The 26,994-nt window shown below is 65.5% G+C and carries 22 protein-coding genes; 15 read left to right on the top strand and 7 right to left on the bottom strand.

Annotated features, from left to right (window positions below; translation table 11 throughout):
• Window positions 1–33 precede the first annotated feature (33 nt).
• A complete protein-coding gene (locus J6500_RS27670; RefSeq protein ID WP_225715869.1) occupies window positions 34–1,548 on the bottom strand; it encodes an amidase in 1,515 nt (504 codons plus the stop codon).
• Window positions 1,549–1,798: 250 nt separating this feature from the next.
• Entirely contained in the window at window positions 1,799–2,989 is a 1,191-nt protein-coding gene (locus J6500_RS27665; protein ID WP_225715868.1) for a substrate-binding domain-containing protein, read from the bottom strand.
• Window positions 2,990–3,168: 179 nt separating this feature from the next.
• Between J6500_RS27665 and J6500_RS27660 the strand changes: the two genes are divergently transcribed.
• Together J6500_RS27660 and J6500_RS27655 are read left to right on the top strand one after the other, a co-directional pair.
• Entirely contained in the window at window positions 3,169–3,612 is a 444-nt protein-coding gene (locus J6500_RS27660; protein WP_225715867.1) for a MarR family winged helix-turn-helix transcriptional regulator, read from the top strand.
• A 163-nt stretch (window positions 3,613–3,775) separates the two neighbouring features.
• Window positions 3,776–4,213, top strand: a complete 438-nt coding sequence (locus tag J6500_RS27655; RefSeq protein ID WP_225715866.1) for a VOC family protein — start codon at window positions 3,776–3,778, stop codon at window positions 4,211–4,213.
• A 106-nt stretch (window positions 4,214–4,319) separates the two neighbouring features.
• On the opposite strand, the gene secA is transcribed toward J6500_RS27655, so the two are convergent.
• Window positions 4,320–7,190: a preprotein translocase subunit SecA gene (secA, locus tag J6500_RS27650; RefSeq protein WP_225715865.1), complete on the bottom strand. Its 2,871-nt coding sequence runs from the start codon at window positions 7,188–7,190 to the stop codon at window positions 4,320–4,322.
• Between the two features lie 367 nt (window positions 7,191–7,557).
• On the opposite strand from secA, the gene J6500_RS27645 reads away from it, so the two are divergent.
• From J6500_RS27645 to J6500_RS27625, 5 genes are all read left to right on the top strand, one after another.
• Entirely contained in the window at window positions 7,558–8,484 is a 927-nt protein-coding gene (locus J6500_RS27645; protein WP_225715864.1) for a peptidylprolyl isomerase, read from the top strand.
• A gap of 358 nt (window positions 8,485–8,842) precedes the next feature.
• On the top strand, window positions 8,843–10,084 hold the full coding sequence (gene argJ, locus J6500_RS27640; RefSeq protein ID WP_225715863.1) for a bifunctional glutamate N-acetyltransferase/amino-acid acetyltransferase ArgJ: 1,242 nt from the start codon (window positions 8,843–8,845) through the stop codon (window positions 10,082–10,084).
• Window positions 10,085–10,326: 242 nt separating this feature from the next.
• Window positions 10,327–12,762 carry an FG-GAP repeat domain-containing protein gene (locus J6500_RS27635; RefSeq protein WP_225715862.1) on the top strand — a complete coding sequence of 812 codons (2,436 nt, stop codon included), beginning with the start codon at window positions 10,327–10,329 and terminating at the stop codon, window positions 12,760–12,762.
• 35 nt (window positions 12,763–12,797) lie between these two features.
• Window positions 12,798–14,303: an FG-GAP repeat domain-containing protein gene (locus J6500_RS27630; RefSeq protein ID WP_225715861.1), complete on the top strand. Its 1,506-nt coding sequence runs from the start codon at window positions 12,798–12,800 to the stop codon at window positions 14,301–14,303.
• 249 nt (window positions 14,304–14,552) lie between these two features.
• Window positions 14,553–14,963: a (deoxy)nucleoside triphosphate pyrophosphohydrolase gene (locus J6500_RS27625; protein WP_225715860.1), complete on the top strand. Its 411-nt coding sequence runs from the start codon at window positions 14,553–14,555 to the stop codon at window positions 14,961–14,963.
• Between the two features lie 437 nt (window positions 14,964–15,400).
• On the opposite strand, the gene J6500_RS27620 is transcribed toward J6500_RS27625, so the two are convergent.
• The gene (locus tag J6500_RS27620) at window positions 15,401–16,243 is read right to left on the bottom strand and encodes a methyltransferase domain-containing protein (protein WP_225715859.1); all 843 of its coding nucleotides are present in this window, start codon (window positions 16,241–16,243) and stop codon (window positions 15,401–15,403) included.
• Window positions 16,244–16,318: 75 nt separating this feature from the next.
• Here J6500_RS27620 and J6500_RS27615 point away from each other — a divergent pair, with 75 nt between their 5' ends.
• From J6500_RS27615 to J6500_RS27595, 5 genes are all read left to right on the top strand, one after another.
• Window positions 16,319–17,128, top strand: a complete 810-nt coding sequence (locus J6500_RS27615; RefSeq protein ID WP_225715858.1) for a ComF family protein — start codon at window positions 16,319–16,321, stop codon at window positions 17,126–17,128.
• 30 nt (window positions 17,129–17,158) lie between these two features.
• On the top strand, window positions 17,159–17,443 hold the full coding sequence (grxC, locus tag J6500_RS27610) for a glutaredoxin 3 (protein WP_225715857.1): 285 nt from the start codon (window positions 17,159–17,161) through the stop codon (window positions 17,441–17,443).
• The gene (locus tag J6500_RS27605) at window positions 17,443–18,321 is read left to right on the top strand and encodes a carbon-nitrogen hydrolase family protein (RefSeq protein ID WP_225715856.1); all 879 of its coding nucleotides are present in this window, start codon (window positions 17,443–17,445) and stop codon (window positions 18,319–18,321) included. Before grxC ends, J6500_RS27605 begins: the two co-directional genes overlap by 1 nt.
• Window positions 18,318–18,791, top strand: coding sequence for a DUF1178 family protein (locus J6500_RS27600; RefSeq protein WP_225715855.1), 474 nt, complete (start codon window positions 18,318–18,320; stop codon window positions 18,789–18,791). The genes J6500_RS27605 and J6500_RS27600 overlap by 4 nt, the downstream gene beginning before the upstream one ends.
• A gap of 106 nt (window positions 18,792–18,897) precedes the next feature.
• Window positions 18,898–19,338, top strand: coding sequence for an EamA family transporter (locus J6500_RS27595; RefSeq protein ID WP_225715854.1), 441 nt, complete (start codon window positions 18,898–18,900; stop codon window positions 19,336–19,338).
• A gap of 1 nt (window position 19,339) precedes the next feature.
• Here the strand turns inward: J6500_RS27595 and J6500_RS27590 are convergent, their stop codons facing one another.
• The 3 genes from J6500_RS27590 to J6500_RS27580 form a co-directional block, all read right to left on the bottom strand.
• Window positions 19,340–20,239 (bottom strand): EamA family transporter, encoded by a 900-nt coding sequence (locus J6500_RS27590; protein WP_225715853.1) that lies wholly within the window; start codon window positions 20,237–20,239, stop codon window positions 19,340–19,342.
• Window positions 20,240–20,435: 196 nt separating this feature from the next.
• Window positions 20,436–21,194, bottom strand: a complete 759-nt coding sequence (ubiG, locus tag J6500_RS27585; RefSeq protein ID WP_225715852.1) for a bifunctional 2-polyprenyl-6-hydroxyphenol methylase/3-demethylubiquinol 3-O-methyltransferase UbiG — start codon at window positions 21,192–21,194, stop codon at window positions 20,436–20,438.
• 13 nt (window positions 21,195–21,207) lie between these two features.
• Complete coding sequence (locus J6500_RS27580; protein WP_225715851.1) at window positions 21,208–21,675, bottom strand: PH domain-containing protein; 468 nt, start codon at window positions 21,673–21,675, stop codon at window positions 21,208–21,210.
• A 186-nt stretch (window positions 21,676–21,861) separates the two neighbouring features.
• Here J6500_RS27580 and J6500_RS27575 point away from each other — a divergent pair, with 186 nt between their 5' ends.
• From J6500_RS27575 to prfA, 3 genes are all read left to right on the top strand, one after another.
• The gene (locus tag J6500_RS27575; RefSeq protein WP_225715850.1) at window positions 21,862–23,118 is read left to right on the top strand and encodes an aspartate kinase; all 1,257 of its coding nucleotides are present in this window, start codon (window positions 21,862–21,864) and stop codon (window positions 23,116–23,118) included.
• A gap of 453 nt (window positions 23,119–23,571) precedes the next feature.
• Complete coding sequence (gene ptsP, locus J6500_RS27570; protein WP_225715849.1) at window positions 23,572–25,839, top strand: phosphoenolpyruvate--protein phosphotransferase; 2,268 nt, start codon at window positions 23,572–23,574, stop codon at window positions 25,837–25,839.
• Window positions 25,840–25,897: 58 nt separating this feature from the next.
• Complete coding sequence (prfA, locus tag J6500_RS27565) at window positions 25,898–26,977, top strand: peptide chain release factor 1 (protein WP_225715848.1); 1,080 nt, start codon at window positions 25,898–25,900, stop codon at window positions 26,975–26,977.
• Window positions 26,978–26,994 lie beyond the last annotated feature (17 nt).

Genomic DNA, 26,994 nt, shown 5'->3' with positions numbered 1-26,994 from the left:
CGATCCATCCGTCGAGTTGCGACAAGGCGCGCCTCACATCTTCTTCCAGTCGCCGACCTGCTCGAAGGCATGCGCGGCGCGGTAGATGGTGGACTCCTCGAACATCCGGCCGACCAGCATCAGGCCGACCGGCAGGCCGTCGACCATGCCGCAGGGCAGCGACATCGCGGGATGATGGGTGATGTCGAACGGCGCGGTGTTGGAGATCATCTCGAGCGCGCGGGCCACATATTCCTCGCGGCTGGCGTCTGGCGCCGGCAGCTTGGTCGCCTTCATCGGCGTGGTCGGCATCAGCAACAGATCGTAGTCCTTGAACGCCTTGTCATAGGCCGCGGCCAGCCGCCGCGAGATGTTGAGGGCCTTGCCGTAGAAGCGCGGACCGAAATTGTTGTTGATGTAGGTGCCGAGCATCATGAACAGCTTGGTGGTCTCGGACAGCGAATCCGCCTGGCGGCGCCAGCCGCGATGGAAATCCATCAGCGAGGTTGAATAGAGGTCGCCGCGGCTGAGGCCGTAGCCGTCGCCGAACATCATGGTCTGGGTCAGGCCTTCGGTACCGATCGGCGTCCAGATCGCGCCGCCGGCGAGGTGCATCGGGATCGACACGGTCTCGATGCTCGCGCCGAGATCCTTGAAGCGTTTTGCGGCCTCGCGCACGCTTTCGTTGACGGCGGCTTCTGCGGTCGGCTGTTCAAAGCCTTCCTTGACGATGCCGATCTTCATGCCCTTGACGCCGGCGCCCAGCGCCTTGGTGTAGTCCTCGACCTTCGGCGCCTTGATGCGCGGATCGTAGCCATCGTCGCCGGCCAGCACTTCGAGCAGCAGCGCGTTGTCTTCCACGGTCGCGGTCATCGGACCGGTGTGGTCGACAAAGATCTCGATCGGCATGATGCCGGTGTAAGGCACGAGGCCCCAGGTCGGCTTCATGCCGTAAGTGCCGCAGAACGAGGACGGCATGCGGATCGAACCGCCCTGGTCGCCGCCGATCGCCATGTCGACCTCGCCGAGCGCGACGACGACGCCGGAGCCCGACGACGAGCCGCCGGCCGAGTAGCCCATCTTGTGCGGATTATGCACCGGACCGTAGGAGCCGGTGTGGCTGCCGCCGGACAGGCAGAAGTGCTCGCAATGCACCTTGCCGACGATCTCGGCTCCGGCATCGAGCATGCGTGTGACGATGGTGGCGTCGAAGTCGGGCACATAGCCTTCCAGCGTCGAGGAGCCGTTGGTCATCGGCACGCCGGCCAGCATGATGTTGTCCTTCAGCGCGACCGTCTTTCCCTTGAGCTTGCCGGAGCTCGCGCCCTTCACGGTCGACTTGCGGTACCAGGCGTTGTGCTTGTTGTCCTCCGGTGCCGGCCGATAGCCGGGCGTGCGCGGATATTTCACCTCTGGCAATTCGTCGGGCATCTGGGCGACGAGGTTGTAGGCCTCGATCGAGCCCTGCATCAGGCCGCGGAACGAAGTGACGTCCTCATCGGTCAGCGACAGACCGCATTGTTCGGCGACGGCGCGAAGTTGCGATGGGGTGGGAAGGGCGACGGTCACGGGAGCTCTCCTCGATGTGTTGATCCCTGGGCACGGCGCCGCGGCCCGTCCTTGTGCTGCGAGCCGTCGGCGTGTTGGCGGTATTGAAAACGGAAATATTTTCCTTTTCAAGTATTATTTCGAAAGCTCCCTCTCCCGCTTGTGGGGGAGGGTCTCCGCAGGTGAGGCCCTCAGCGTGGAGAGAGCCCCCACCCGCATTGCATCTGCGATGCAATGCGACCTCCCCCGCAAGCGGGAGAGGTAAGAAACGTCAGATCGGCTTGATCAGCCGGAAGTCGAGACCGTCGGCTTCGGCGAGATACATCGACATCCGGGCGCGGCCGTCGCGCACGGCGACCGGGCCGCGCGCGCCGGTGTAGACGACGTTGCGCGCCGCGGCGATCAACGGCTCCATCGCCAGCGTGCCGGCCTTGTTGGCCGCGGCCTCGAGCAGCCGCAATCCTTCATAACTGGACTGGCCGAGCGAGCCGACCGGCGGCGCATTCGGGCCGAACATCGCGCGATAGCGGATCTGGAAATCATCATTGGCCTGCGAGCCGACGCCGGGAAAATAGCCGGAGGCGCAGAACAGGTTCTCGGAATTGTCGGCGCCGATGCCGAGCAGCACGGTCTCGTCCATGGCACCGCCGAGCCGCAGCGTGGTCGCGGCGAGCCCACATTCACCGAATGCGCGGTTGAAGGTGATGCTGTCGGTGCCGATCAGCGAAATCAGCACCACGTCGGGCTTGGCGGCGCGGATGCGCGCCAGATGCGGCTCGTGATCGTCCTCGCCGAGCGGGACGAATTCCTCGCCGACCACCTGGCCGCCGGTCTCCGCGATGTAGCGCTTCACCGCACGATGCGACTGCCACGGCCAGACATAGTCGCTGCCGATCAGGTACCAGCGCGATGCCTTCCTGACGTCGGCGAGCCAGTGGATCGACGGCCGGCTCTGCCAGCGCGGCGTCTCGCCGATCGCGACCACGCCCGGGGTCTGCTCGCCGCCCTCATAGACCGACGTGTAGATGTAGGGGATGCGATGGCGCGTGATGACCTTGCGCAGCGCCAGGCGGACCGCGCTCGTGTGCAAGCCGACGACGAGGTCGAGATCATCGGAGGCGATCGCCTGCTCGGCGCGCTGCACGACTTCATCGGGCGGCCCGCCGGCGTCATAGATCGACAGTTCGATCTCGCGGCCGAGGATGCCGCCGCGCCGGTTGATCTCGGCGACCGCGAGCTGCGCGCTGTTGGTGGCGCACGGCCCCCAAACGCCCGGCGATCCCGAGCAGCAGATGAAGCCGCCGACCCTCAGCTTGCTGCCGGTACCGCGCCGCCTGAAGACGGCGTGATCGTCCGGCGACAGGGTGCGATCGGCCGTCGGCGACGACAGATTCCGCAACAGCAAAGATGGCGGAAAGGCGGGCCCGCCGCCGCGAGTTGGGAAGGTGACCGTCGAGCGCACGCCAACTCCTGTCTGGCCCGGGGACAAAAGCACATTCGGCGGGCGGCCGCGGCAACCGCCCTTTTGTTGGGCAATGATCCTATTTTGAGAATATTGAATATTCAAGGATTGGCGTGCATATAGATGCAGCACAGATTGCCAGTCATTCGCTCATTTGGACCAATACGAAGTCGGACGCCGTGGCCAAACCGCCGAAAGAAAACTCCCCGATCACCGAACACCTCGCCTACCTGCTCGCGCAAGCCAACCGGGAGATCAACCGGCAGTTGGAACTGCGCCTCAGCAAGGAGGGCGTGCCGGTCGAGCAGTGGCGCATCCTCAAGGTGCTGTCCGACGGCAACGGGCACTCGATGGGCGAGCTCGCCGATGCCGTGCTGCTCAACCATCCGACCCTGACCAAGATGATCGACCGCATGGTGTCGGACACGCTGGTCTACCGCGTGCAGGATCCCAAGGACCGCCGCAAGGTGCTGATGTTCATCTCCGACCGCGGCAAGGCGCTGTGCCGGCGGCTGAACTCACTGGCGGTGAGCCAGGAGGAGCACATCGTCGAGAGCTATGGCGACAAATCGACCAACGAGCTCAAGCGCCTGCTCGAAAGCCTGATCGGCAGCGCCAACTGAGCCGCCCGCTCCGCCGGAGTTCAGGCGCGACCGCATCGCAACATAGAAAAAATAGCCCGGCCAATGTCGGGTCCGCCCCGCCTTACGCGTCCTTTGGGCGCGCCCGCCGGCGCCCGTTCGCGCGCAGCCGCGATCCGGCCCACCCGCAACGAGGACCCCAGTCATGACTTCGATCACGCCGTTCCTGTGGCTCGACAACAATGTCCGCGACGCCGTCGCCTTCTACCAATCGGTGTTTCCCAACGCCAAGGTCGAGAACGTCTCCGACTTCATGGCGACCTTCGAACTCGAGGGCCAGCGCTTCCACGCGCTCAATGGCGGCCCGCAATACAAATTCAACGAAGCGGTGTCGTTCTTCCTCAGCGTCGAGACCCAGGAGCAGGTGGACTATTTCTGGGACAGGCTCACCGCCGACGGCGGCGAGGAATCGCGCTGCGGCTGGCTCAAGGACAAATTCGGCCTGTCGTGGCAGGTGATCCCGACCACCCTCGGCCGCTATCTGAGCGACTCCGATCGCACCAGGGCGAACCGCGTCATGCAGGCGATGTTGCAGATGCGAAAGATCGTGATTGCCGATCTCGACAAGGCGTATGCGGGGTGAGGCGGGGCGCAGAGCGTCGTAGCCGTCAGATCACGAGCAGTGCGAGAACGGTGGGCACGCTTGCGCTTGCCCACCCGATAAGCCCGCGGTCCAACGACCGACGCGCTTACGCGTATTTGCCGTGGCAGTGCTTGTACTTCTTGCCTGAGCCGCAGGGGCAGTCCTCGTTGCGGCCGACCTTGCCCCAGCTTGCGGGGTTGTTCGGGTCGCGGTCGGCGGCCGCGGCCTTCGGCGCCAGCGTGGCCTGGGCGTAGCTGGCCTCGGCGAAATTCGCCCGCGCGAACGCCATCTCGTCCTCGCCGGTATTCGGATCGAGCTTGTGCGCCTCCATCGCGGGCAGCGGCTGCGGCGGCTCTTCCGGCGGCACGATCTCGACCCGCATCAATTGCGCGGTGACCGCCTCGCGCAGATGCGCGCTCATCTCCTGGAAGAGATTGAAGGCTTCGGTCTTGTACTCCTGCAACGGATCGCGCTGGCCGTAGCCGCGCAGGCCGATCACCTGGCGCAGATGGTCGAGCATGACCAGATGCTCACGCCAGAGATGATCCAGCGTCTGCAGCAGGATGGTCTTCTCGACGTAGCGCATCACGTCGGGGCCCCATTGCGCGACCTTGGCCGCCATGTGCTCGTCGACATGCTTCTCGATGCGGTTGAGCAGTTCTTCGTCGGCGATGCCCTCTTCCTTGGCCCATTCGTCGACCGGCAGATCGACGTCGAGCACGCGCTTCAATTCGTCCTTCAGCCCCGCGGTGTCCCACTGCTCGGCATAGGCATGCTCGGGGATGTATTTCGCGATCATGTCCTCGACGAAAGCGTGCCGCATGTCGGTGACGGTCTCGGCGACGCTGTCGTCCTTCATCAGGTCGACGCGCTGGTCGAAGATCACCTTGCGCTGGTCGTTCTGGACGTTATCGAATTTCAGCAGGTTCTTGCGGATGTCGAAGTTGCGCGCCTCGACCTTCTGCTGCGCCTTCTCCAGCGCCTTGTTGATCCAGGGATGGATGATGGCCTCGCCTTCCTGCAGGCCGAGCCGCTGCAGCATGCTGTCGAGCCGGTCGGAGCCGAAGATGCGCATCAGATCGTCTTCCAGCGACAGGAAGAATTTCGAGCGGCCGGGGTCGCCCTGCCGGCCTGAGCGGCCGCGCAGCTGGTTGTCGATGCGACGGGATTCGTGGCGCTCGGAGCCGATGATGTAGAGGCCGCCCGGCTTCTTCACGGTCTTGGCCGCCTTCGAACCTTTCGCCGGCTCGACCTCGACGTCCTCTTCCGCCTTCAGCACGATCTCGCGGAAGCGCTCGATGTCGGCCTTGATTTGCTCGATCTTCCTGGCCTTTTCGGCCTCGTCGGTGATGTCGGCGGTCTCCTGCTGGATCCGCATCTCGAGCGAGCCGCCGAGCTTGATGTCGGTGCCGCGGCCGGCCATGTTGGTCGCGATCGTGATCGCGCCGGGCACGCCGGCCTCGGCGACGATATAGGCTTCCTGCTCGTGGAAGCGCGCATTCAGCACCGCGAACAGCTTGGACGGCTTGCCCGCGCGGGCCGCCGCATACAGCTTCTCCATCCCGGATCCGGAACTGAAATCGATCTGCTTGTAGCCGTGCTTGCGCAGATACTCGGCCAGCACCTCCGACTTCTCGATCGAGGCGGTGCCGACCAGTACCGGCTGCAGCCGCTTGTTGGCGCGCTCGATCTCGGCGAGGATCGCGGCATACTTTTCACCTTGCGTCCGGTAGACCTCGTCGTCCTCGTCGAGGCGGGCGACCGCAAGATTGGTCGGGATCTCCACGACCTCGAGCTTGTAGATGTCGAACAGTTCGTCGGCTTCGGTGGCCGCCGTGCCGGTCATGCCCGACAGCTTCTCGTACATCCGGAAATAGTTCTGGAAGGTGATCGAGGCGAGCGTCTGGTTTTCCGGCTGGACCTGGACGTGCTCCTTGGCTTCCAGCGCCTGGTGCAGGCCCTCGGAGTAGCGGCGGCCCGGCATCATGCGACCGGTGAACTCGTCGATGATCACGACCTCGCCGTCGCGGACGATGTAGTCCTTGTCGCGGGTGAACAGCGTATGGGCGCGCAGCGCCTGGTTGACGTGATGCACGACCGAGACGTTCTCGACGTCGTACAGCGAATCGCCCTTGAGCTGGCCGGCGTCGCGGAGCAGGTTCTCCAGCTTCTCCATGCCGCCTTCGGTGAGCGTCACCGTTCGCTGCTTCTCGTCGACCTCGAAATCGTCCTTCTTGGTCAGCTGCGGCATGAAGGTGTCGATGGTGTTGTAGAAATCCGAACGGTCGTCGAGCGGACCGGAGATGATCAGCGGCGTGCGCGCCTCGTCGATCAGGATCGAGTCCACTTCGTCGACGATCGCGTAATAGTGCCCGCGCTGGACCATGTCCTCCAGGCGGTACTTCATGTTGTCACGCAGATAGTCGAAGCCGTATTCGTTGTTGGTGCCGTAGGTGATGTCGCAGCCATAGGCGGCCTTGCGCTCGGCATCGTCGAGGCCGTGCACGATGACGCCGGTGGAAAGCCCGAGGAACGAATAGATCTGGCCCATCCAGCCGGAGTCGCGGCGGGCAAGATAGTCGTTGACGGTGACGACGTGGACGCCCTTGCCGGCGAGGGCGTTGAGATAGACCGCAAGGGTCGCGACCAGCGTCTTGCCTTCGCCGGTCTTCATCTCGGCGATGTCGCCCTCGTGCAGCACCATGCCGCCGATCAGCTGGACGTCGAAATGGCGCTGGCCGAGCGTCCGCTTGGCCGCTTCGCGCACCGTCGCGAACGCCGGAACCAGGATGTCGTCCAGCGTCTTGCCGTTCGCCAGTTGCTCCCTGAATTCGGCGGTGCGAGCCTTCAGCTGCTCGTCGGTCAGTTTGACCAGTTCAGGCTCAAGCGCATTGATCGCATTGACGCGGGACTGATAGCCCTTGACCCGGCGGTCGTTGGCGGAGCCGAAAAACTTGCGGGCGAGCGCGCCGATCATGCGGAATTCCTGTTCTTCGGTCTCGAGTTTCGGTCTTGGTTCAGTGTTCGGTTACAGCCAGAAACGGTCCACCGGATCGCCTATCAACTCACTGTGACGCGCTGCGTTCGGGCCCCGACCCGGGAGCTCATCCGCCAATTGAGTGGGAAACAGGCCATCCTGGGTTCAACGGCCAAAAACGCAGCAAAATAAGCGCTATCGCCGTTGACACGATAGGCCAGAGATATGGCCCGGTCGGGGGGTTGTCAACTTGGCCAAGATGTCAAGGAATTCATCATTTTGACAACACTTTCGCGTTGTCATCGCGGCGCGATTGGGCGAGTGTCCGCCCCGCTTCAGCCTCACCTCTTGGACCTAAGGATTTTCCATGACCACCTCGCCTCGGGATATCAAAACCGGCCTGCGCCTCGGCCTCGCCACCCTGGCCGCGACGGGCTCTCTTGTCGCAGTGCTGGCCGCCGGCCTGCCGGTCCGTGCCGCGGAATCCGACCCGGTGCTCGCGAAGGTCAACGGTTCCGAAATCCGCGCCAGCGACGTCGCGCTCGCCGAGGAGGAACTGGGCCCGAGCCTCGCCCAGATGGACCCGGCGACCAAGAAGGACAACGTGCTGTCGTTCCTGATCGACATGAAGATCGTGTCCAAGGCCGCCGAGGACAAGAAGGTCGAGAACACCGACGAGTTCAAGAAGCGCCTCGCCTTCACCCGCAACCGCCTGTTGATGGACAGCCTGCTCGCCAGCGAGGGCAAGGCCGCGACCACCGATGAGGCCATGAAGAAGGTCTATGACGAGGCCGCCAAGCAGATTACCGGCGAGCAGGAGGTGCGCGCCCGCCACATCCTGGTCGAGACCGAGGACGAGGCCAAGGCGGTCAAGGCCGAGCTCGACAAGGGCGCTGATTTCGCCGAACTCGCCAAGAAGAAGTCCAAGGATCCCGGCGCTGCCGACGGCGGCGACCTCGGCTTCTTCACCAAGGAGCAGATGGTGCCGGAATTCTCCGCGGTCGCCTTCGCGCTCGAGCCGGGCAAGATCTCCGATCCGGTCAAGTCGCAGTTCGGCTGGCACATCATCAAGGTCGAGGAAAAGCGCAACCGCAAGGCACCGGACTTCGCCCAGGTGAAGGCCCAGATCGAGACCTATGTGACCCGCAAGGCGCAGGCCGACTACGTCTCCAAGCTGCGCGAGGCCGCCAAGGTCGAACGCATGGACAAGACCGACGACGCCGCCAAGGCCGGCGCCGCACCGGATGCCGCCGCCAAGCCGGCCGACAACAAGATGGCCCCGGCGAAGAAGTAAGCGCGGCTGATATCGATTCAATTGCGATGGCCGGGCACGTCCCGGCCATTTGCTTTTTGGGCGAATGTGTAGAGTGGATGAAGCGAAGCGAAATCCGGGACGGGCCCCTCGGCGATTGCAGAGCTGCCGGATGACGCTTCGCTGCATGCGGACTACGGCGTCGCCCGGCGAAGGCCGGGACCCATACTCCGCAGCGGAGGTTGTTTAGTTCGGGCAGGAGTTTCTTGAATAATTGATGACGATGGTTATGGGTCCCGGCCTTCGCCGGGCCGACGCCGTGATTGCTGCTGCCCCCTCTCCCACTCAACCGAACGAGATGATATGGAGCGCTTCCCTCCCCGTAGCCGGAAGCCTCCCGATGTCCACCGCCGTCTCCCCTCTCGCCCCGACTGACGTTCCCGAGATGCCCGCGATCGCGGGTGTGCGGCTTGCGACCGCGGCCGCCGGCATCCGCTACAAGAACCGCACCGACGTGCTGCTGGCGCTGCTGGACAAGGGCACCGCGGTGGCCGGCGTCTTCACCAAGTCGAAATGCCCGTCGGCGCCGGTCGAATGGTGCCGCGCCAAGCTGAAGGGCGGGAGCGCGCGCGCGCTGGTGGTCAATTCCGGCAATGCCAACGCGTTCACCGGCAAGACCGGCAAGACCTCCACCGCGCTGACCGCGCAGATCGCCGCGAAGGCCGTCGGCTGCGCCACCGGCGAGGTCTTCCTCGCCTCGACCGGCGTGATCGGCGAGCCGCTCGATGCCACCAAGTTCGACGGCGTGCTGGCGCAGCTCGCCGAGACCGCCGCGCCGGACCGCTGGATGGACGCCGCAAAGGCGATCATGACCACCGACACCTTCCCGAAGGTCGCGACCGCGACCGTGAAGCTCGGCAAGGCCAAGGTGACGATCAACGGCATGGCCAAGGGCGCCGGCATGATCATGCCCGACATGGCGACCATGCTGTCGTTCATCTTCACCGACGCGCCGCTATCGGCCGCGGTGCTGCAGTCGCTGCTCAAGACCGGCGTCGAGGACACCTTCAATGCGCTGACCATCGACGGCGACACCTCGACCTCGGACACGCTGCTGGCGTTCGCCACCGGGGCTGCGGCCGCCAACGGCGCGCCGAAGATCTCGCGCGCCAGCGACCCGCGCCTGAAGGCATTTACAAAAGCGTTCCAGCAGATCCTCGCCGACCTCTCCGAGCAGGTGGCGCGTGACGGCGAAGGCGCGCGCAAGCTGGTCGAGGTCGTGGTCGAGGGCGCGACGACAAAACCGTCGGCGCGCAAGATAGCGATGTCGATCGCCAATTCGCCGCTGGTCAAGACCGCGATCGCCGGCGAGGACGCCAATTGGGGCCGTGTCGTGATGGCGGTCGGCAAGGCCGGCGAGCCCGCCAACCGCGACAAGCTATCGATCTCCTTCAACGGCATCCGCGTCGCCAAGAGCGGCGCGCGCGATCCGTCCTACAACGAGGCCGAAGTGTCGGAAGCGATGAAGGCACCGAAGGTCCAGATCAAGGTCGCGCTCGGCCTCGGCAAGGGCCGCGACCGCGTGCTGACCTGCGACCTCACCAAGGAATACGTCGCGATCAACGGCGACTACAGGTCGTAAGGTCGGCCGTCACGACACGCGCAACAGCAGCGGTTCCGCCTCTACTCCGATCACCCTGAGGAGGACGGGGTAAAGAGTTACACGCGACATCGCGACAAATTCCGCACATCTGGCGATCACCGCATCGCCCGTTCGGGTGATGCCGGCGGCGGACATGCGCGTTACGGTCGCGCAGTTTCTCGCCTCGCCGGTCGCGATGCAGCTCCGGTCGGGCACCATCGATTCGGACCGGAGCATAGACGATGCCGCTGTCACCTATCCTGCTGACCGGGAGCTCCTATTTCCAGACCTTCAACACGCTGCCGAGCTTCGGCAGCGCAAGCGACAGCCAGCTCCCGCAAGGCTGGAGCTTCGTGGAGAGCGGCACCGGTGCCGATTCCACCCTTGAAGCGGACGATGGAAGTTCGCCGTTCAGCGACACCTACAGCTACGGTGCAGACGGCAGCCCCGACCGTGCGTTCGGCGAGGCCGGCGGCCAATCCATCCTCGGCGCCGTGTTCACCAACACCACCGACCGCTACATGCACCTCACGATCTCCTACACCGGAGAGCAGTGGCGGTCCGACATTGGATCCGGTCGGCTGGATTTCCAGTTCAGCTCCAGCATCAGGGGCGCAACATCGCTCACCACCGGAAACTGGGAGGACGTCAACGCACTGGACTTCTACGCGCCGAACACCGGCACCGGACAGAGCCACGCGCTGAACGGAAACGACCTTCAGAACCAGGACTTCGTCGGTGGCCAACTCCCCATCGGCATCGGCCCAGGCGAGTCCTACTACATCCGCTGGGTGCCGTCCGGCGGCGTCGGCAATGGGCTGGCGATCGACAACTTCTCGATCAGCACGACCTTCGATCCGATCCCGCGCAGGAACGATTTCAACAAGGATCAGCGCGCCGACATCCTCTGGCACAATGACAACGGCGCGGTGTCGATCTGGAATAGCGGGCAGATCGGCCAGGCACATATCATTTCCAGCGCCGGCAGCGTTCCGGGCACTTGGCATATCGCCGGCAGCGGCGATTTCGACGGCAACGGCATCAGCGACATCCTGTGGCGTAACGACAGCGGCGCAACGTCGATTTGGTTCAACGGCGACAGCAGTCGCGCGCAGATTCTCACCCAACCGAAGTCGACGGACTGGCACATTGTCGGCACCGGCGATTTCTACGGCGAAGGCACCAGCGGCATCCTCTGGCAAAACGACAACGGCGCAATCGAGGTCTGGTCGTCCTACTTCTACAACACGACCAACAACGTGAATCCAGGCGTGGTGCCGGCGAGCTGGCACATTGCCGGCACCGGCGATTTCGACGGCAGCGGCTCGGCCGATATCCTCTGGCGCAACGACAACGGCGCGGTGTCGATCTGGGATAGCGGAAAGATCGGCCGCGCTCATATCGTCTCCGCAGTGGGCGCGGTCGGCAGTGACTGGCACATCGCCGGCACCGGCGACTTCAACGGCGACGGCCACGACGACATCCTGTGGCGCAACGACAACGGCAAGGTATCGATCTGGGACAGCGGGCAAGCCAGCGGCGCCCACATCGTCGCCTCCGCGGGCGTCGTACCGACCAGCTGGCACATTGCCGACACCGGCGACTATGACGGCAATGGCAAAGCCGACATCCTCTGGCGCAACGACAGCGGCGCGGTGTCGATCTGGGATAACGGGCAAATCGGCGGCGCCCACATCATCGCGTCCGCAGGCGCCGTGCCGTCGACCTGGCACATCGTCGGGCCTGGCGGCGACAGCCCGGCCGGATCGCTGACGGTTTCTAGCGTCCCCGACGTCTCCACCTATTATCCGAGGAACGACTTCAACGACGACCACCATGCCGACATCGTCTGGCGCAACGACAACGGTGCGGTATCGATCTGGAACAGCGGACAGATCGGCGGCGCGCATATCGTCGCCTCGGCCGGCATGATCTCCAACGCCTGGCATCTGGCCGGCTCGGGAGACTTCAACGCCGATCACACCAGCGAGATGTTGTGGCGCAACGACAACGGCTCGGTGATGATCACCGGCGGAAGCACGCCGCAGGTGTTCAACGGCGTCCCGACCACCTGGCACTTCGCCGGCACCGGCGATTTCAACGACGACGGTACCGCAGATGTCCTCTGGCGCAACGACAACGGCGCGGTATCCATCTGGGACAGCGGGCAGATCAGCGGCGCGCACATCATCGCTTCGGCAGGCGCCGTGCCGGACGGCTGGCAGATCGCCGGCGTCGGCGACTTCGACCGCAACGGCAGGGCCGATATCCTCTGGCACAACGACAATGGCGCAGTGTCGATCTGGGATGACGGCCGGATCGCGGACGCCCACATCATCGCCGCTGCGGGCGCCGTCCCTGACGGCTGGCAGATCGCCGGCACCGGCGACTTCAACGGCGACAAGCACGATGACGTGCTCTGGCAGAACAATAACGGCGCGGTGTCGATCTGGGACAGCGCCGAGATTAGCGGCGCCCACATTGTCGCAAGCGCAGGCGCCGTGCCGGCAAGCTGGCACATTATGGATACCGGCGACTACGACAACAACGGCAGCGCCGACATCCTCTGGCACAACGAGAACGGCGCGGTGTCGATCTGGGATAACGGCCAGCTCGGCGGCGCGCACATCATCGCCTCCGCCGGCGTGGTGCCGGCGGATTGGCACATCGCGATCTAGACTAGCAGCGTTGCATTTCGATCGGAGCATCGACGATGAGCGTATCGCCCATCCAGCTGAGCGGCAGCCTCTCTTACTTCCAGAACTTCGATACGCTCGTATCGAGCGGCACCGAAAGTGCGAGTCAGCTCCCGCAGGGCTGGGATTTCCGCGAAATCGTCGACAACGGCCTAGTCGATGCGGACGACGGAAGCCGCTTCTCCAACAGCGTCTATAGCTACGGTGCGAACGGCAGCTCGGAGCGCGCCTTCGGCGAGTTTGCGCCTGGTCCGTTAACCTTCGTCGGTGCCGAATTCGTCAACGACACCGACCGCTCGATCGGGATGTTCTCGATCTCGTATACCGGTGAGCTTTGGCACGGCGGCGGTTCCAATCATCTCGATTTCCAGTACAGCCTTGATGCGACCTCACTCACGACAGGAACATGGTTCGACGTCGATCAATTGGACTTCGCCTCGCCGAATCCGATGTCCCGCAACGGCCCGACGCTGGGCAATTCTCATATAAATCAAACCTCGCTCCAAGCCGACTTGCACTCGGGGCTTGCGCCCGGTGGCACCCTCTACATTCGCTGGGTTCCGTCACCCCCGGATCCACACGGCATCAACCGGGCCAACGGCCTCGCGGTCGACAATTTCTCGATTCAGGGCCATTTCTATCCAGCCCCTCCCAAGAACGATTTCAACGGCGATGCCCACGACGACATTCTCTGGCGCAATGACAACGGCGCAGTGTCGGTCTGGAGCAGCGGGCAGATCGGCAACGCCCACATCATCCACAGCGCCGGCCAGATATCGAACAGCTGGCATATCGCCGGCAGCGACGGCTTCACCGGCGGCGGCGTCAGCGAGATTCTCTGGCGCAACGACAATGGCGACGTGATGTTCACCGGCAACAACGGCTGGTCGTGGTCCTACAGCGGGGTGCCGACCGACTGGCACATCGCCGGCACCGGCGATTTCGACAGCGACGGCGGCGCCGACATCGTGTGGCGCAACGACAATGGCGCGGTCTCGATCTGGAACGGCGGCGCAATGAGCCTCGCTCACATCGTCGCGTCCGCGGGTGTGGTGCCGGCCAGTTGGAAGATCGCCGGCACCGGCGACTTCGACAGCGATGGCCATGCCGACATTCTCTGGCGCAACGACAATGGAGCGGTCTCGATCTGGGACCAGGGCAAGATCGCAAACGCCCACATCGTTGCCTCCGCCGGCGTGGTGCCGGCGGACTGGCACATTGCCGGCACCGGCGACTTCAACGGCGACGGCCATGACGACATTCTCTGGCGCAACGACAATGGCGCGGTGTCGATCTGGGATAACGGCCAGCTCGGCGGCGCCCACATCATCGCCGCGGCGGGCGTCGTCGGCAACGACTGGCACATCGCCGACACCGGCGACTACGACGGCAATGGCAAGACCGACATTCTTTGGCGCAACGACAATGGCAAAGTATCGATCTGGGATGACGGCCAGATCGGCGGCGCCCATATCGTCGCCTCGGCCGGCGCAGTGCCGGCGGACTGGCACATCGTGATCTAGCCGCGCGCGACGATCGCAAACGTCCTGATCAGATTCTCTGTCGGAGCGCGATCCTTCCGGGAAACCGCTCCACACTGTTCCGGATCATGCCCTGGCTCGGGCTGATTGCCGGCCGCCCTGCCGCTTGCCGATTGAAGCCAGCTTATCGCGACCACAGAAAGCCTGCGCCGAGATAAAATCGTTTGGCTGCAAGCGTGTTGCTGGTTAATGAGGGCTTCCAGATCGCAGGAGCAAGGACGCCCACGCCGCATGGCCGATATCAAATTGACCCTGGTCGCCGCCTGCGCGCTGGTCGATGCCGACAAGCGCGTGCTGCTGGCGCAGCGCCCCGCAGGCAAGACGCTGGCCGGCCTGTGGGAATTCCCCGGCGGCAAGATCGAACCCGGCGAGCGGCCGGAACAGACCCTGATCCGCGAGTTGCACGAGGAGATCGGCATCACCGTGAGCGAGCCCTGCCTCGCGCCGCTGACCTTCGCCAGCCACGCCTACGAGACCTTCCATCTCCTGATGCCGCTCTACATCTGCCGCCGCTGGGAAGGCATCGCGGTGGCGCGCGAGGGCCAGACCCTGGCCTGGGTGCGCGCGAGCAGGCTGCGCGACTACCCGATGCCGCCGGCGGACATTCCGCTGCTGCCGCATCTGATCGACCTGTTGCTGTAGGCGGATAGGGCCGGAACGGAGGCACGACCAAAATACCGAAAAACAACCCCATGCAAAGGAGCCGGCGGCTGCCGGCGGTCGACACGGCGACTTGACACGTCGGGCAACTCACCTGTATTATTCCAATATTCCGAAATTGTGCGAGCACCCTTTTTCCCCCTATGGGAGCGTAAGCGGCCGTCTCCAGGCGACGCACCGTAAGGGACGCACGAATGGGCGGGCTCCCTTCTCCCGCTTGCTGGGGAGGGCGGGGTGGGGGTGTCTCTGCACAGGGAATCCCACCGCGGATACACCCCCACCCGCCACGCATCTCACGATGCGCGTCGGCCTCCCCCGCAACCGGGAGAGGCGAAGTGAACCAGCTGATATGCCTCACATGCGATCGCCCTGGCCTTGTGGAGAGGGCTCCGGAGAGCGAGCCCGGGCATCATGCGTCCCTAACGCTTCGTGCTTTTCACCGCCGCCTCGAGACTCGCCTTCGCCGAGCCCGGCTTCAGCGGCTTCGGCTGGCTGTGATGCGGGGCCCAGCCGGAGAGCCAGACGATGTCGAAGGTGGCGCGGATGCGGCCGTCTCCGTCGGCGAAGCGTTCGGCGTAGATCTGCGCCATCCGCAGCAGGGTGGCGCGGCGGGTCGGGATGCGGCGGCGCTCGCGCAGCACGTTGGTGGCGCCCATGCTCCGCAAGTCCCTCATCAGCGAGAATGCGTTGGCGTAACGCACCACGACGCGGTCGACATCGGTGACCGGCAGCGCGAAGCCGGCCCGCTGCAACAGCGCGCCGATATCGCGCAGATCGGCGAACGGCGCGACGCGCGGCGATGCCCCGCCTTCGCATTCCGCTTCGGCGGCGGCAAAGCTCTGCCGCAGCTCGGTCAGCGTGTCGCCGCCGAGCATCGCCGCGAGCAGCAATCCGTCCGGCTTCAGCGCGCGGCGGAGCTGCGCCAGCACGCCGGGCAGATCATTGACGAATTGAAGGGCCAGCGCGGAGACTGCAAGGTCGAGCGATTCAGGCGCCAGCGCGAGCGCTTCCGACTCGGTGAAAGCGATCGTCTCGACCGCCCCGACGCGCCCGCGCAAAGCGTCCGCGACTCCGGCGTCCGGCGTCCAGACATCGGCTGCCGCGGAGAAGCTGCGCGACACCGCCAGCAGCCGGTCCGCCATGTCCTCCGCCGCGCGCTCGAGCAGGAACGTGACCGCGCCCTTGCGCTGCGCACGCGCCAGCCGCGCACCGAGCAGCGCGCGATCGAACAGGATGGGAGCGGTGGGCGAGTTCGGAGCCATGCGGCTGGTTACGACGGACCGCCGCCACAAGCAATGCGCCTTGAGCCGGCGCGGCGCAGAGGCTAGCCTCACGCCATGGACGCCGAGGCATCACCGCGCCCCACCCTTGCAAGCCATCTGCACCGTGCACTGGGCGCGGTCGGCAGCGCGTGGATGCGGACGGCGCGGGCCGCACTCGACATCGCGCTGCCGACGCTGTGCGTCGCTTGCCGCGAGCCGGTTCACGGCGAGGGCGTGTGTGCGGAATGCTGGGCCAAGCTGTCATTCATTGCGCCGCCCTACTGCCCGAGGCTCGGTATTCCCTTCGTCTACGATCCCGGACCCGAGTTGCTGTCGATGGAGGCGATCGCCAATCCGCCGGCCTATCAGCGGGCGCGCGCCGCGGTGCGCTACAACGATGTCGCGCGCACGCTGGTGCACGCATTGAAATACCAGGATCGCACCGATCTGGCGCCGACAATGGGTCGCTGGATGGCCCGCGCGGGGAAGGAATTGCTCGGCGAAGCCGACCTGCTGGTTCCGGTTCCCCTGCACTGGCGCCGCGGCTGGAGCCGGCGCTACAACCAGTCCGGCGCGCTGGCCAAGGTGATCTCGGGCCAGAGCGGCGTGAAAATGGCCACCGAGGCGCTGCGGCGCGTTCGCGCCACCGAGCAGCAGATCGGGCTGTCGCGTAAGGACCGCGCCAGCAATGTGCAGGGCGCATTCGCCGTCACTGATGAGCGCAAGGCTGAGATCCAGGGCCGCCGGGTAATCCTGGTCGACGACGTCCTGACCTCGGGGGCGACAGTGGATGCCTGCGCGCGGGCGCTGCTGCGCGCCAAAGCGGCGCAGGTCGAGGTGCTGGTGTTTGCCCGGGTTGTCGATACCCACCGCGCTCCCATATAATCCGGAACTTCTGCTTCAACCGAGCGCGTCATGACTGCTGCAACGCCTGCTGCCATTGAAATCTACACCCGCCCGGGCTGCGGTTATTGCACCGCGGCCAAATCGCTTCTGACGCGCAAGAATGCCGCGTTCACCGAGTTCAACGTCGCCAGCAACCCGGCCTATCGCGACGAGATGTACGACCGGGCCGGCGCGGGCTCGACCTTCCCGCAGATCTTCATCGGCAACACCCATGTCGGCGGCTGCGACGAGCTCTACGCGCTCGACCGCGAGGGCAAGCTCGATGGCCTGCTCGCGAACGGAGGCGGTGCCTGATGGCCGACACCACCAATTTCATCGCCGCCATGGTGCAGATGCGCACCTCGCTGTTGCCCGAGCCCAGCCTGGAGCAGGGCATGGCGCTGATCCGCGAGGCGGCCGCGCAGGGCGCCGACTACGTGCAGACGCCCGAAGTCAGCAACATGATGCAGCTGAACCGCAAGGCGCTGTTCGAGCATCTGGCAAGCGAAGAGGACGACAAATCACTGCAAGCCTACCGCGCGCTCGCCGCCGAGCTGAAGATCCACCTGCATATCGGTTCGCTGGCGCTGCGCTATTCGCCCGAGAAGGCGGTGAACCGTTCGTTCCTGATCGGACCCGAGGGCAATCTGCTCGCGAGCTACGACAAGATCCATATGTTCGACATCGATCTGCCCGGTGGCGAGAGCTATCGCGAATCGGCCAACTACCAGCCCGGCGAGACCGCCGTGATCTCGGATCTGCCGTGGGGCCGGATCGGGCTCACCATCTGCTACGACGTGCGCTTCCCGGCGCTCTATCGCGCGCTCGCCGAAGCCGGCGCCTCGTTCCTCACCGTGCCGTCCGCCTTCACCCGCAAGACCGGCGAGGCGCATTGGCACACCCTGCTGCGCGCCCGCGCCATCGAGACCGGCTGCTTCGTGTTCGCGGCGGCGCAGGCCGGCCTGCACGAGAACAAGCGCGAGACTTTCGGGCATTCGCTGATCGTCGATCCCTGGGGCGAGGTCATCGCCGAGGGCGGCGTCGAGCCGGGCGTGTTCCTCGCCGAGATCGATCCCGCCAAGGTCGAGACCGCGCGGAAAACCATTCCCTCGCTGCAGCACGGCCGACGCTTCGGCATCGCCGATCCCAAGGCCGGTCCGGAGCATCTGCACCTCGTCCGGGGCTCGGCATGATCCGCTACACCCTGCGCTGCGAGCACGGCCACCAGTTCGAAAGCTGGTTCCAGAGTTCGTCGGCCTACGAATCGCAGGAGCGGCGCCATTTGATCGATTGCCCGTCCTGCGGCTCGAGCAAGGTGGAGCGCGCGATCATGGCGCCGCGCATCGTCAGCAAGAAAGGCCGCGAGCCGAGCCAGCGCGTTCCGGCCACGGCGCCCGTGGAAGCTGCATCGAACGAGCCGACCTCGCTGATGATGGCGCAGGAGCGCGAGCTGCGCGCCAAGCTGAAGGAACTGCGCGACCACATCGTCAAGAACGCCGACAATGTCGGCGACCGCTTCCCCAACGAAGCGCGCAAGATGCATTACGGCGATATCGAGCACCGCCCGATCTACGGCGAAGCCTCGCCCGACGAAGCCCGCGCCCTGATCGACGAGGGCGTCGAGGTCTCCCCGCTGCCGACCCTGCCGGAAGACCGGAATTGATTGTCATTCCGGGGCGCGCGCAGCGCGAGCCCGGAATCCATATAACTCGCCGCCCAATGGATTCCCGGCTCGCGCTTCGCGCGCCCGGAATGATGGAAAGAGTGACATGCAGCCCGACAGCTTCTCCTCCTGGCAGGTCTGGGCCTTCCTGTCCGCCGTGTTCGCCGCGCTCACCGCGATCTTCGCCAAGGTCGGCGTCGAGGGCATCAACTCCGATCTCGCCACGCTGATCCGCACGGTGATCGTGCTGATCACGCTGTCGGCGATCCTGTTCGCGACCGGACAGTTCACGCAATCCGGCCCGATTTCGGCCAGGAGCTGGCTATTCCTGCTGTTGTCCGGGCTCGGCACCGGCGCGTCGTGGATCTGCTATTTCCGCGCGCTCAAGCTCGGCCCGGCGACGCTGGTCGCGCCGATCGACAAGCTGAGCGTGGTGCTGGTGGCGCTGTTCGGCGTCGTCTTCCTCGGCGAGCGGCCCTCGGCCTATGGCTGGATCGGGATCGCGCTGATCTCGGCCGGTGCGGTGCTGATCGCGGCCAAAGGATAATCTAAGCCGCGATCAGCAGCGCGACGCCGGCCACGATCAGGACGATGCCGAGCAATTCGCGCAGCGAGAACGGCTGCTTCAGCGAGAAATACGCCACGCCCTGCGCGAACAGCACCTCGATCAGCGCCAGCGTGCGCACATTGGCGGCGGCGGTCAACGCGAATGCCAGGAACCAGAATTGCGACGAGAATGCGCCCATGAAGCCGGCGAACAGCGAGGGACGCCACAGGCCGAGGATCTTCATCAGCACATCGGGCGCGCGCAGCAGCAGATACACCGACAGGATCAGCGTCTGCACGAGGAGGCTCCACACCAGCGTGTAGGATGCCGCCGTCACGAACGAGACCCCGGGGACCGCAATGATTGCACCGCGAAAGCTCACCGCCGAGATCGCGAACACCGCCGCGGCGCCGAGGCCGAGCACGGTCGGGCGCAGATCGGCAAAGCTCTTCTGGCCGCCGGGCCGCAGCGCGGTGATGACGACGCCGGCGGTGGCGATCACGATCGCGACCACTTTCGCCGCGGTGAGATGATCGCCGAGGAAGACGAAGCCGAAGATCGCGGTCTGGATCGCCTCGGTCTTCATGTAGGCCGTGGTGACGACGAAGGAGCGGTCGTTCATCGCCAGCAGCATCAAGCCGGTGCCGACGATCTGGCTCAGCGCGCCGGTGACGAGCCATGGCCAGAACGACGGCACCGGCCATGGCAGGCGATCGCCGGTCAGGATCACTGCGAGCGCGAAGAACACCACCGAGAACGGCAGACCGAACAGGAAGCGGATGTTGGTGGCGCCCCAGGTCCCGAGCGGCCCGGTCAACTGCCGCTGCATCGCATTGCGCGCCACCTGCCCGAACGCGGCAGCAATGGTGAAGGGAATCCAGAGCGAGGCGGTGGTGAACATGGGAAAGAAAAGCGTGCCGGGGGAGTATGGAGACACCGTGCCGGTTGCAGCCGACGCGGTCAAACAGCGGCAGCGCATGACTGGATTGCGGTGGCGCCGCTAATTCCTGTAGCCGGATGGAGCGAAGCGCAATCCGGGACAGGTCAACGAAGAGAGCGGCCCCGGATTGCGCTGCGCTCCATCCGGGCTACGGGACTCACGCCTCCTCCGCCACCACCATGTAGTTCACGTCCATGTCGGACGAGACGCTCCATTTGTCGGCGAGCGGGTTGTAGACCACGCCGGCCTGTTCGGTGATGGTGAGATTGAGGTCGCCGAGGTAGCGCTCGAGCTCGGCGGGGGTGACGAACTTGCTCCAGTCGTGGGTGCCGCGCGGCAGCCAGCGCAGCACGTATTCGGCGCCGACGATGGCGAGCGCAAAGCTCTTCCAGTTGCGGTTCAACGTCGAGACCACCATCAATCCGCCGGGCTTGAGCATCGCCGCGCAGCGCTTCAGAAAGGCACCGACGTCGACGACGTGCTCGACCACCTCCATCGCCAGCACGATGTCGAAGCGCTCGCGCGCGTCCATCTCCTCGATGGTGGTGCAGCGGTAGTCGATCGACAGATGGCCCTTCTCGGCGTGCAGCTTCGCCGCGGCGATGTTGCTGGCGGCGGGATCGACCCCGATCACCTGGGCGCCGAGCCGCGACAGCGGCTCGCACAGCAGCCCGGCGCCGCAGCCGATGTCGAGCACGCGCAGGCCGGACAGGCAGCCGAGGCTCTTGGCGTTGCGTTCGAACTTGCGGCAGGCGGCGTCGCGGATATAGGTCAGGCGCAGCGGGTTGATCTTGTGCAGCGGCGCCATCTTGCCGCGCGGATCCCACCACTCGTCGGACAGTTTCGAGAATTTCGCGATCTCGGCCGGATCGACCGAGCTGGCGGTGGATGAGGAAAGGCTTGTCTGCATGGCCATGTTGCGCGCGCCCCTATCGCGCGGTGATCGAGCTGCGGAACGCCAGTGGCGAAGCGATGGTCGCGATCTTCTGCTTGCCCTCGCCGACGCCATAGATCGTGACATCGCCGTAATTCAGGATACGGCCCATGATGCTCTGATAGACATCGACACTCTCGACCTTGTCGAGGCTCATCTCGAATGTCTTGCGGGTGATGAAGCCGGTCTTGTGGACAACACGCAGGTTGGTGACATCGGTCTCGGTGGTGAGCCGGTGGAACCAGCCCCTGATGGTCCAGTAGACCGCCGCGACCGCCACCACGGCGGCGGCCGCGAGGCAGGTCAGCACCAGGCCGTCGGCAGTCACGAGGCGTGACAGGATCAGGAGGATCGCCACCACGATCCAGGCCCCGATCGCCGGCAGGTAAAAGATCCAGTGCGCGTTGGTGGAATAGAGCACCTTCTCGCCGGGCTGCAGGATTTCGTCGATGTAGCGTCCCATCCGATCCGCCTTGAGTTACCTCTGCGCCACAGACTGGTGCAACCGGCAAAAACGCCCCCAAACCACCCCCAGGAACCACCTTGCCCCCAGGCGCGGCGCTATGTATACGCGCCTTTCGGTCCCCGCGCTTGCGGTTTTCGGCGTGGGTTAACCTACTTATCCTCTTAAAGGAACAGACGCGTCGTCATGGGCCGCCTCGTGATGAAATTCGGCGGTACGTCCGTCGCCAATATCGATCGTATCCGCAACGTCGCGCAGCATGTGAAGCGCGAGGTCGACGCCGGCCACGAGGTCGCCGTCGTCGTCTCCGCGATGTCCGGCAAGACCAATGAGCTGGTCGCCTGGTGCACCGACGCCTCGCCGATGCACGACGCGCGCGAATATGATGCCGTGGTCGCCTCCGGCGAACAGGTCACCTCGGGCCTGCTCGCGATCGTGCTGCAAGGCCTCGGCATCCAGGCGCGCTCCTGGCAGGGCTGGCAGATCCCGATCAAGACCTCGGACGCGCACGCCTCGGCGCGCATCCTCGAGATCGACGGCACCGAGATCATCACCCGCTTCAAGGAGCGCAAGGAAGTCGCCGTGATCGCCGGCTTCCAAGGCATCAACCCGCAGACCGGCCGCATCACGACGCTCGGCCGCGGCGGCTCCGACACCTCGGCGGTGGCGATCGCGGCCGCGCTGAAGGCCGACCGCTGCGACATCTACACCGACGTCGACGGCGTCTACACCACCGATCCGCGCGTGGTGCCGAAGGCGCGCCGGCTCGACAAGATCGCGTTCGAGGACATGCTGGAACTGGCCTCGCAGGGCGCCAAGGTGCTGCAGGTCCGCTCGGTGGAACTCGGCATGGTGCACAACATGCCGATCTTCGTGCGCTCCAGCTTCGACAAGCCCGAGGATATCGACCCGCACGCCAACCAGCCGCCGGGCACGCTGATCTGCAGCGAGGAGGAAATCATGGAAATGCACGTCGTCACCGGCATCGCCTTCTCCAAGGACGAAGCCCAGATTTCCGTGCGCCAGATCGAGGACAAGCCGGGGGTCGCCGCCTCGATCTTCGGGCCGCTCGCCGATGCCAACATCAACGTCGACATGATCGTGCAGAACGTGTCGGAGGACGGCAAGACCACCGACCTCACCTTCACCGTTCCGGCCAGCGACTATAACCGCGCCAAGGATACGATCACCGCCGCCAAGGCCAAGATCGGTTATGCGCGGCTCGACACCGCGACCGACGTCGCCAAGGTCTCGGTGATCGGCAGCGGCATGCGCAGCCACGCCGGCGTCGCCGCCAAGGCGTTCAAGGCGCTGGCCGAGCGCAACATCAACATCCGAGCCATCACCACCTCCGAGATCAAGTTCTCGGTCCTGATCGACGCCGCCTACACCGAGCTCGCCGTGCGCACCCTGCACACGCTGTACGGGCTGGATCAGGCGTAGCGGCGCGTCTCTCTCGCCGTCATTCTGGGGCGCGCCTCTTGGCGCGAGCCCGGAATCCATTCCACCGCCTGACTTGCGGCCCGATGGATTCCGGGCTCTCGCTTCGCGAGCCCCGGAATGACGAGTGGATGGGCCTCGGCCCCTCGATTACGGAACATGCGCTCTCCGACGATACCCACCCCGGAGTTAGAATTTCTCTTAGCGGGCGCAGCATTGGGCTGACGCAGACGTTATTTGCTACTGGCAGGCGTTTTGCTTGGCAAAGCGAGCCTCGATTGGCTATACGGCCAGTCAGGCGGGCTGCCGCAAACTGTGCCACAGTTTTGGCGATGCCGATTCGGCGGGGTGGTGCTCGCGGCAACGCCGAATGACTAAAATTGTTGGGTTTGACGAGTTTTGCGCCAGCGGCCGGCCACCCGGCATGCTAGCGGACGTGGGGAGGGATTGAAGCCTATGCGGAGCGCGTCGGGAGGCCCCCGCGTCCTGTTGAGACGGCTCCGGGAAACCATGGCGGAGCAGGTCTCCGCCCAGGAGCGGCTCGACAAGATCGTGGTGCTGATCGCGGCCAACATGGTGGCCGAGGTCTGCTCGACCTATGTGCTGCGCGTCGACAACACGCTCGAGCTCTACGCCACGGAAGGTCTGAACCGCGACGCCGTGCACCGCACCGTGCTGAGCGCGCATGAAGGCTTGGTCGGTCTCGTCGCCAGCGAGGCGACGCCGCTGAACCTGTCCGACGCGCAAAGCCATCCGGCCTTCTCCTACCGCCCGGAGACCGGCGAAGAGATCTACCACTCGTTCCTCGGCGTGCCGATCCTGCGCGCCGGCAACACGCTCGGCGTGCTTGTGGTGCAGAACCGCGCCAAGCGCACCTATGTCGAGGAAGAGGTCGAGGCGCTGCAGACCACCGCCATGGTGCTGGCGGAGATGATCGCCTCCGGCGAGCTGGCGGCGCTGGCGCCGCCCGGCGCCGAGCCCGCGGCCCGCCACTCGATGCACAAGACCGGCGCGGTGCTGTCCGACGGCATCGCGCTCGGCCATGTCGTGCTGCACGAGCCGCGCGTCGTCATCACGAATTACATCGCCGAGGACCTGCCCAAGGAGCTGAAGCGGCTCGACACCGCGCTGGCCAATCTGCGCGCCGACCTCGATCGCCTGCTGGAGCGCGGCGACGTCGCCGAGGGCGGCGAGCACCGCGAGGTGCTGGAAGCCTACCGCATGTTCGCCAACGACCAGGGCTGGTCGCACAAGCTGCACGAGGCGGTCGCCACCGGCCTCACCGCGGAGGCCGCCGTCGAGCGCGTGCAATCCGACACCCGCGCGCGCATGCTGCGCTCGACCGATCCCTATCTGCGCGACCGCCTGCACGATCTCGAGGATCTCGGCCATCGCCTGATGCGCCAGCTGGTCGGCCAGGACCACGCGCCGTCGCGCGAGCAGCTGCCCGACAACGCCATCCTGATCGCCCGCGCGATGGGCCCGGCGGCGCTGCTCGACTACGACCGCAAGCGGCTGCGCGGCCTGGTGCTGGAGGAAGGCACCGCCAACTCCCACGTCTCGATCGTGGCACGCGCGCTCGGCATTCCCGCGGTCGGCGAGGTGCCGAATGCACCCGGCATCGCCGATCCCGGCGATGCCATCATCGTCGACGGCATCTCCGGCGAGATTTACGTTCGCCCGTCCGCCGAGATCGAATCCGCCTATGCCGAACGGGTGCGCTTCCGCGCTCGGCGGCAGGCGCAATATTCGGCGCTGCGCGACAAGCCCTGCGTCACCAAGGACGGCCAGCCGATCGAGCTCTTGATCAATGCCGGCCTGACCATCGACCTGCCCCATATCGAGGACACCGGCAGCGCCGGCATCGGGCTGTTCCGCACCGAGCTGCAATTCATGGTGAGCCCGAATCTGCCGCGCTCGACCGATCAGCTCGCGCTCTACCGCACCGTGCTCGACGCCGCCGGCAGCAAGCCGGTCACCTTCCGCACGCTCGACATCGGCGGCGACAAGGCGCTGCCCTATATGGAAACGGTGGTCGAGGAAAATCCGGCGCTCGGCTGGCGCGCGATCCGGCTCGGCCTCGACCGTCCCGGCCTGCTGCGCGGCCAGATCCGCGCGCTGCTGCGCGCCGGCGGCGGCCGCGCGCTGAAGATCATGTTCCCGATGATCTCCGATGTCGCCGAATACGACCAGGCCAAGGCGATCGTCGAGCGCGAATTGACCTATCTGCGCCAGCACGGCCACGCGCTGCCCGAGCGCATCGATATCGGCACCATGGTGGAAGTGCCTGCCCTGCTCTACCAGCTCGACGAGCTGTTGAGCCGGGTCGACTTCGTCTCGGTCGGCTCCAACGACCTGTTCCAGTTCCTGTTCGCGGTCGACCGCGGCAATGCCAAGGTGTCGGAGCGGTTCGACATCCTCTCGGCGCCGATCCTGCGCGCGCTGCGCGACATCGTGCGCAAAGCCAAGGCCGCGAAGAAGGCGGCCTCGCTGTGCGGCGAGATGGCCTCAAAGCCGATCGGCGCGCTGGCGCTGATCGCGCTCGGCTATCGCTCGCTGTCGCTGTCGGCGACCGCGCACGGCCCGGTCAAGGCGATGATCCTCGACCTCGACGCCGGGAAAGCCGAGGCGATGATCAATCCGCTGCTGGACAAGCCGTCCGGCAGCGTGTCGATCCGCGAGGCGCTGACGAAATTTGCCGAGACCGAGGGGCTGGCCTTGTAGCGACGCTGCCGTCGCTTGCCCCGCCCTTCGTGCCCGACGCAATTTTCGAGATACCGCCATGCTACCCGAAGCCAAGCTCGACATCCTCCTCGCCCATCACGCCTCGCTCGAAGCCGAGCTCCTGGGACAGATCAACTCCGACCGCTATGTGCAGATCACGCGCGAGCTCGCCGAGCTCAACCCGCTGATCGATGCGGTGAAAGAATATCGGTCGGCCCGGACCGAGCTTGCCGGCGCCGAGGCGCTGCTGGCGGATGCTGCCGAGGATCCCGAGATGCGCGCCATGGCGGAGGCCGAGCTGGAGACGCTGCAGGCGCGCATCGGCGAGCTCGAGCAGAAGATCCGCGTCGCGCTGCTGCCCAAGGACGCGATGGACGATCGCAACGTGGTGCTGGAAATCCGCGCCGGCACCGGCGGCGACGAGGCCTCGCTGTTCGCCGGCGACCTGTTCCGGATGTACGAGCGGTTCGCGTCCTTGCAGGGCTGGAAGGTCGAGGTGATCTCGGCCAGCGAGGGCACCGTCGGCGGCTTCAAGGAAATCATTGCCGAGGTGCAGGGCCGCGGCGCGTTTGCAAAGCTGAAATTCGAATCCGGCGTGCACCGCGTGCAGCGCGTGCCCGACACCGAGACGCAGGGCCGCATCCACACCTCGGCCGCGACGGTCGCCGTGCTGCCGGAGGTTGAGGATGTCGACGTCGATATCAAGGACACCGATTTGCGGATCGAGACCATGCGCGCCGGCGGCGCCGGCGGCCAGCACGTCAACAAGACGGAATCGGCGATCCGCATCACCCACATTCCGACCGGCATCGTGGTGATGATGCAGGACAGCCGCTCGCAGCACAAAAACCGGGCGTCGGCGATGAACATCCTGCGCTCGCGCATCTATGACGCCGAGCGGCAACGCGTCGAGGCGGCGCGCTCGGCCGACCGCAAGGAGAAGGTCGGCTCCGGCGACCGAAGCGAGCGCATCCGCACCTACAATTTTCCGCAAGGGCGAGTCACCGACCACCGCATCAACCTGACGCTCTATAAATTGCCGCAGGTGATCGCGGGCGAAGCGCTGGACGAGTTGATCGACGCGCTGACCACCGAGCACCAGGCCGCGCAGCTCGCGGCCCAGGGCGCCGCGGCGTAGCTAAAGCGCGATGAGGT

Source organism: Bradyrhizobium semiaridum (assembly GCF_020329505.1).
GTDB classification, from domain to species: Bacteria; Pseudomonadota; Alphaproteobacteria; order Rhizobiales; family Xanthobacteraceae; genus Bradyrhizobium; species Bradyrhizobium semiaridum.
Note: the sequence above shows the minus strand (reverse complement) of the source record. Positions and strands in the feature narration are given on the sequence as shown.

What these genes read in the sequence shown, in the direction of transcription:
- J6500_RS27655 (WP_225715866.1), top strand. Translation starts at nt 3,776, where the DNA reads ATGACTTCGATCACGCCGTTCCTGTGGCTCGACAACAATGTCCGCGAC.
- secA (WP_225715865.1), bottom strand. Translation starts at nt 7,190, where the DNA reads ATGATCGGCGCGCTCGCCCGCAAGTTTTTCGGCTCCGCCAACGACCGC.
- J6500_RS27645 (WP_225715864.1), top strand. Translation starts at nt 7,558, where the DNA reads ATGACCACCTCGCCTCGGGATATCAAAACCGGCCTGCGCCTCGGCCTC.
- argJ (WP_225715863.1), top strand. Translation starts at nt 8,843, where the DNA reads ATGTCCACCGCCGTCTCCCCTCTCGCCCCGACTGACGTTCCCGAGATG.
- J6500_RS27635 (WP_225715862.1), top strand. Translation starts at nt 10,327, where the DNA reads ATGCCGCTGTCACCTATCCTGCTGACCGGGAGCTCCTATTTCCAGACC.
- J6500_RS27630 (WP_225715861.1), top strand. Translation starts at nt 12,798, where the DNA reads ATGAGCGTATCGCCCATCCAGCTGAGCGGCAGCCTCTCTTACTTCCAG.
- J6500_RS27625 (WP_225715860.1), top strand. Translation starts at nt 14,553, where the DNA reads ATGGCCGATATCAAATTGACCCTGGTCGCCGCCTGCGCGCTGGTCGAT.
- J6500_RS27620 (WP_225715859.1), bottom strand. Translation starts at nt 16,243, where the DNA reads ATGGCTCCGAACTCGCCCACCGCTCCCATCCTGTTCGATCGCGCGCTG.
- J6500_RS27615 (WP_225715858.1), top strand. Translation starts at nt 16,319, where the DNA reads ATGGACGCCGAGGCATCACCGCGCCCCACCCTTGCAAGCCATCTGCAC.
- grxC (WP_225715857.1), top strand. Translation starts at nt 17,159, where the DNA reads ATGACTGCTGCAACGCCTGCTGCCATTGAAATCTACACCCGCCCGGGC.
- J6500_RS27605 (WP_225715856.1), top strand. Translation starts at nt 17,443, where the DNA reads ATGGCCGACACCACCAATTTCATCGCCGCCATGGTGCAGATGCGCACC.
- J6500_RS27600 (WP_225715855.1), top strand. Translation starts at nt 18,318, where the DNA reads ATGATCCGCTACACCCTGCGCTGCGAGCACGGCCACCAGTTCGAAAGC.
- J6500_RS27595 (WP_225715854.1), top strand. Translation starts at nt 18,898, where the DNA reads ATGCAGCCCGACAGCTTCTCCTCCTGGCAGGTCTGGGCCTTCCTGTCC.
- J6500_RS27590 (WP_225715853.1), bottom strand. Translation starts at nt 20,239, where the DNA reads ATGTTCACCACCGCCTCGCTCTGGATTCCCTTCACCATTGCTGCCGCG.
- ubiG (WP_225715852.1), bottom strand. Translation starts at nt 21,194, where the DNA reads ATGGCCATGCAGACAAGCCTTTCCTCATCCACCGCCAGCTCGGTCGAT.
- J6500_RS27580 (WP_225715851.1), bottom strand. Translation starts at nt 21,675, where the DNA reads ATGGGACGCTACATCGACGAAATCCTGCAGCCCGGCGAGAAGGTGCTC.
- J6500_RS27575 (WP_225715850.1), top strand. Translation starts at nt 21,862, where the DNA reads ATGGGCCGCCTCGTGATGAAATTCGGCGGTACGTCCGTCGCCAATATC.
- ptsP (WP_225715849.1), top strand. Translation starts at nt 23,572, where the DNA reads ATGCGGAGCGCGTCGGGAGGCCCCCGCGTCCTGTTGAGACGGCTCCGG.
- prfA (WP_225715848.1), top strand. Translation starts at nt 25,898, where the DNA reads ATGCTACCCGAAGCCAAGCTCGACATCCTCCTCGCCCATCACGCCTCG.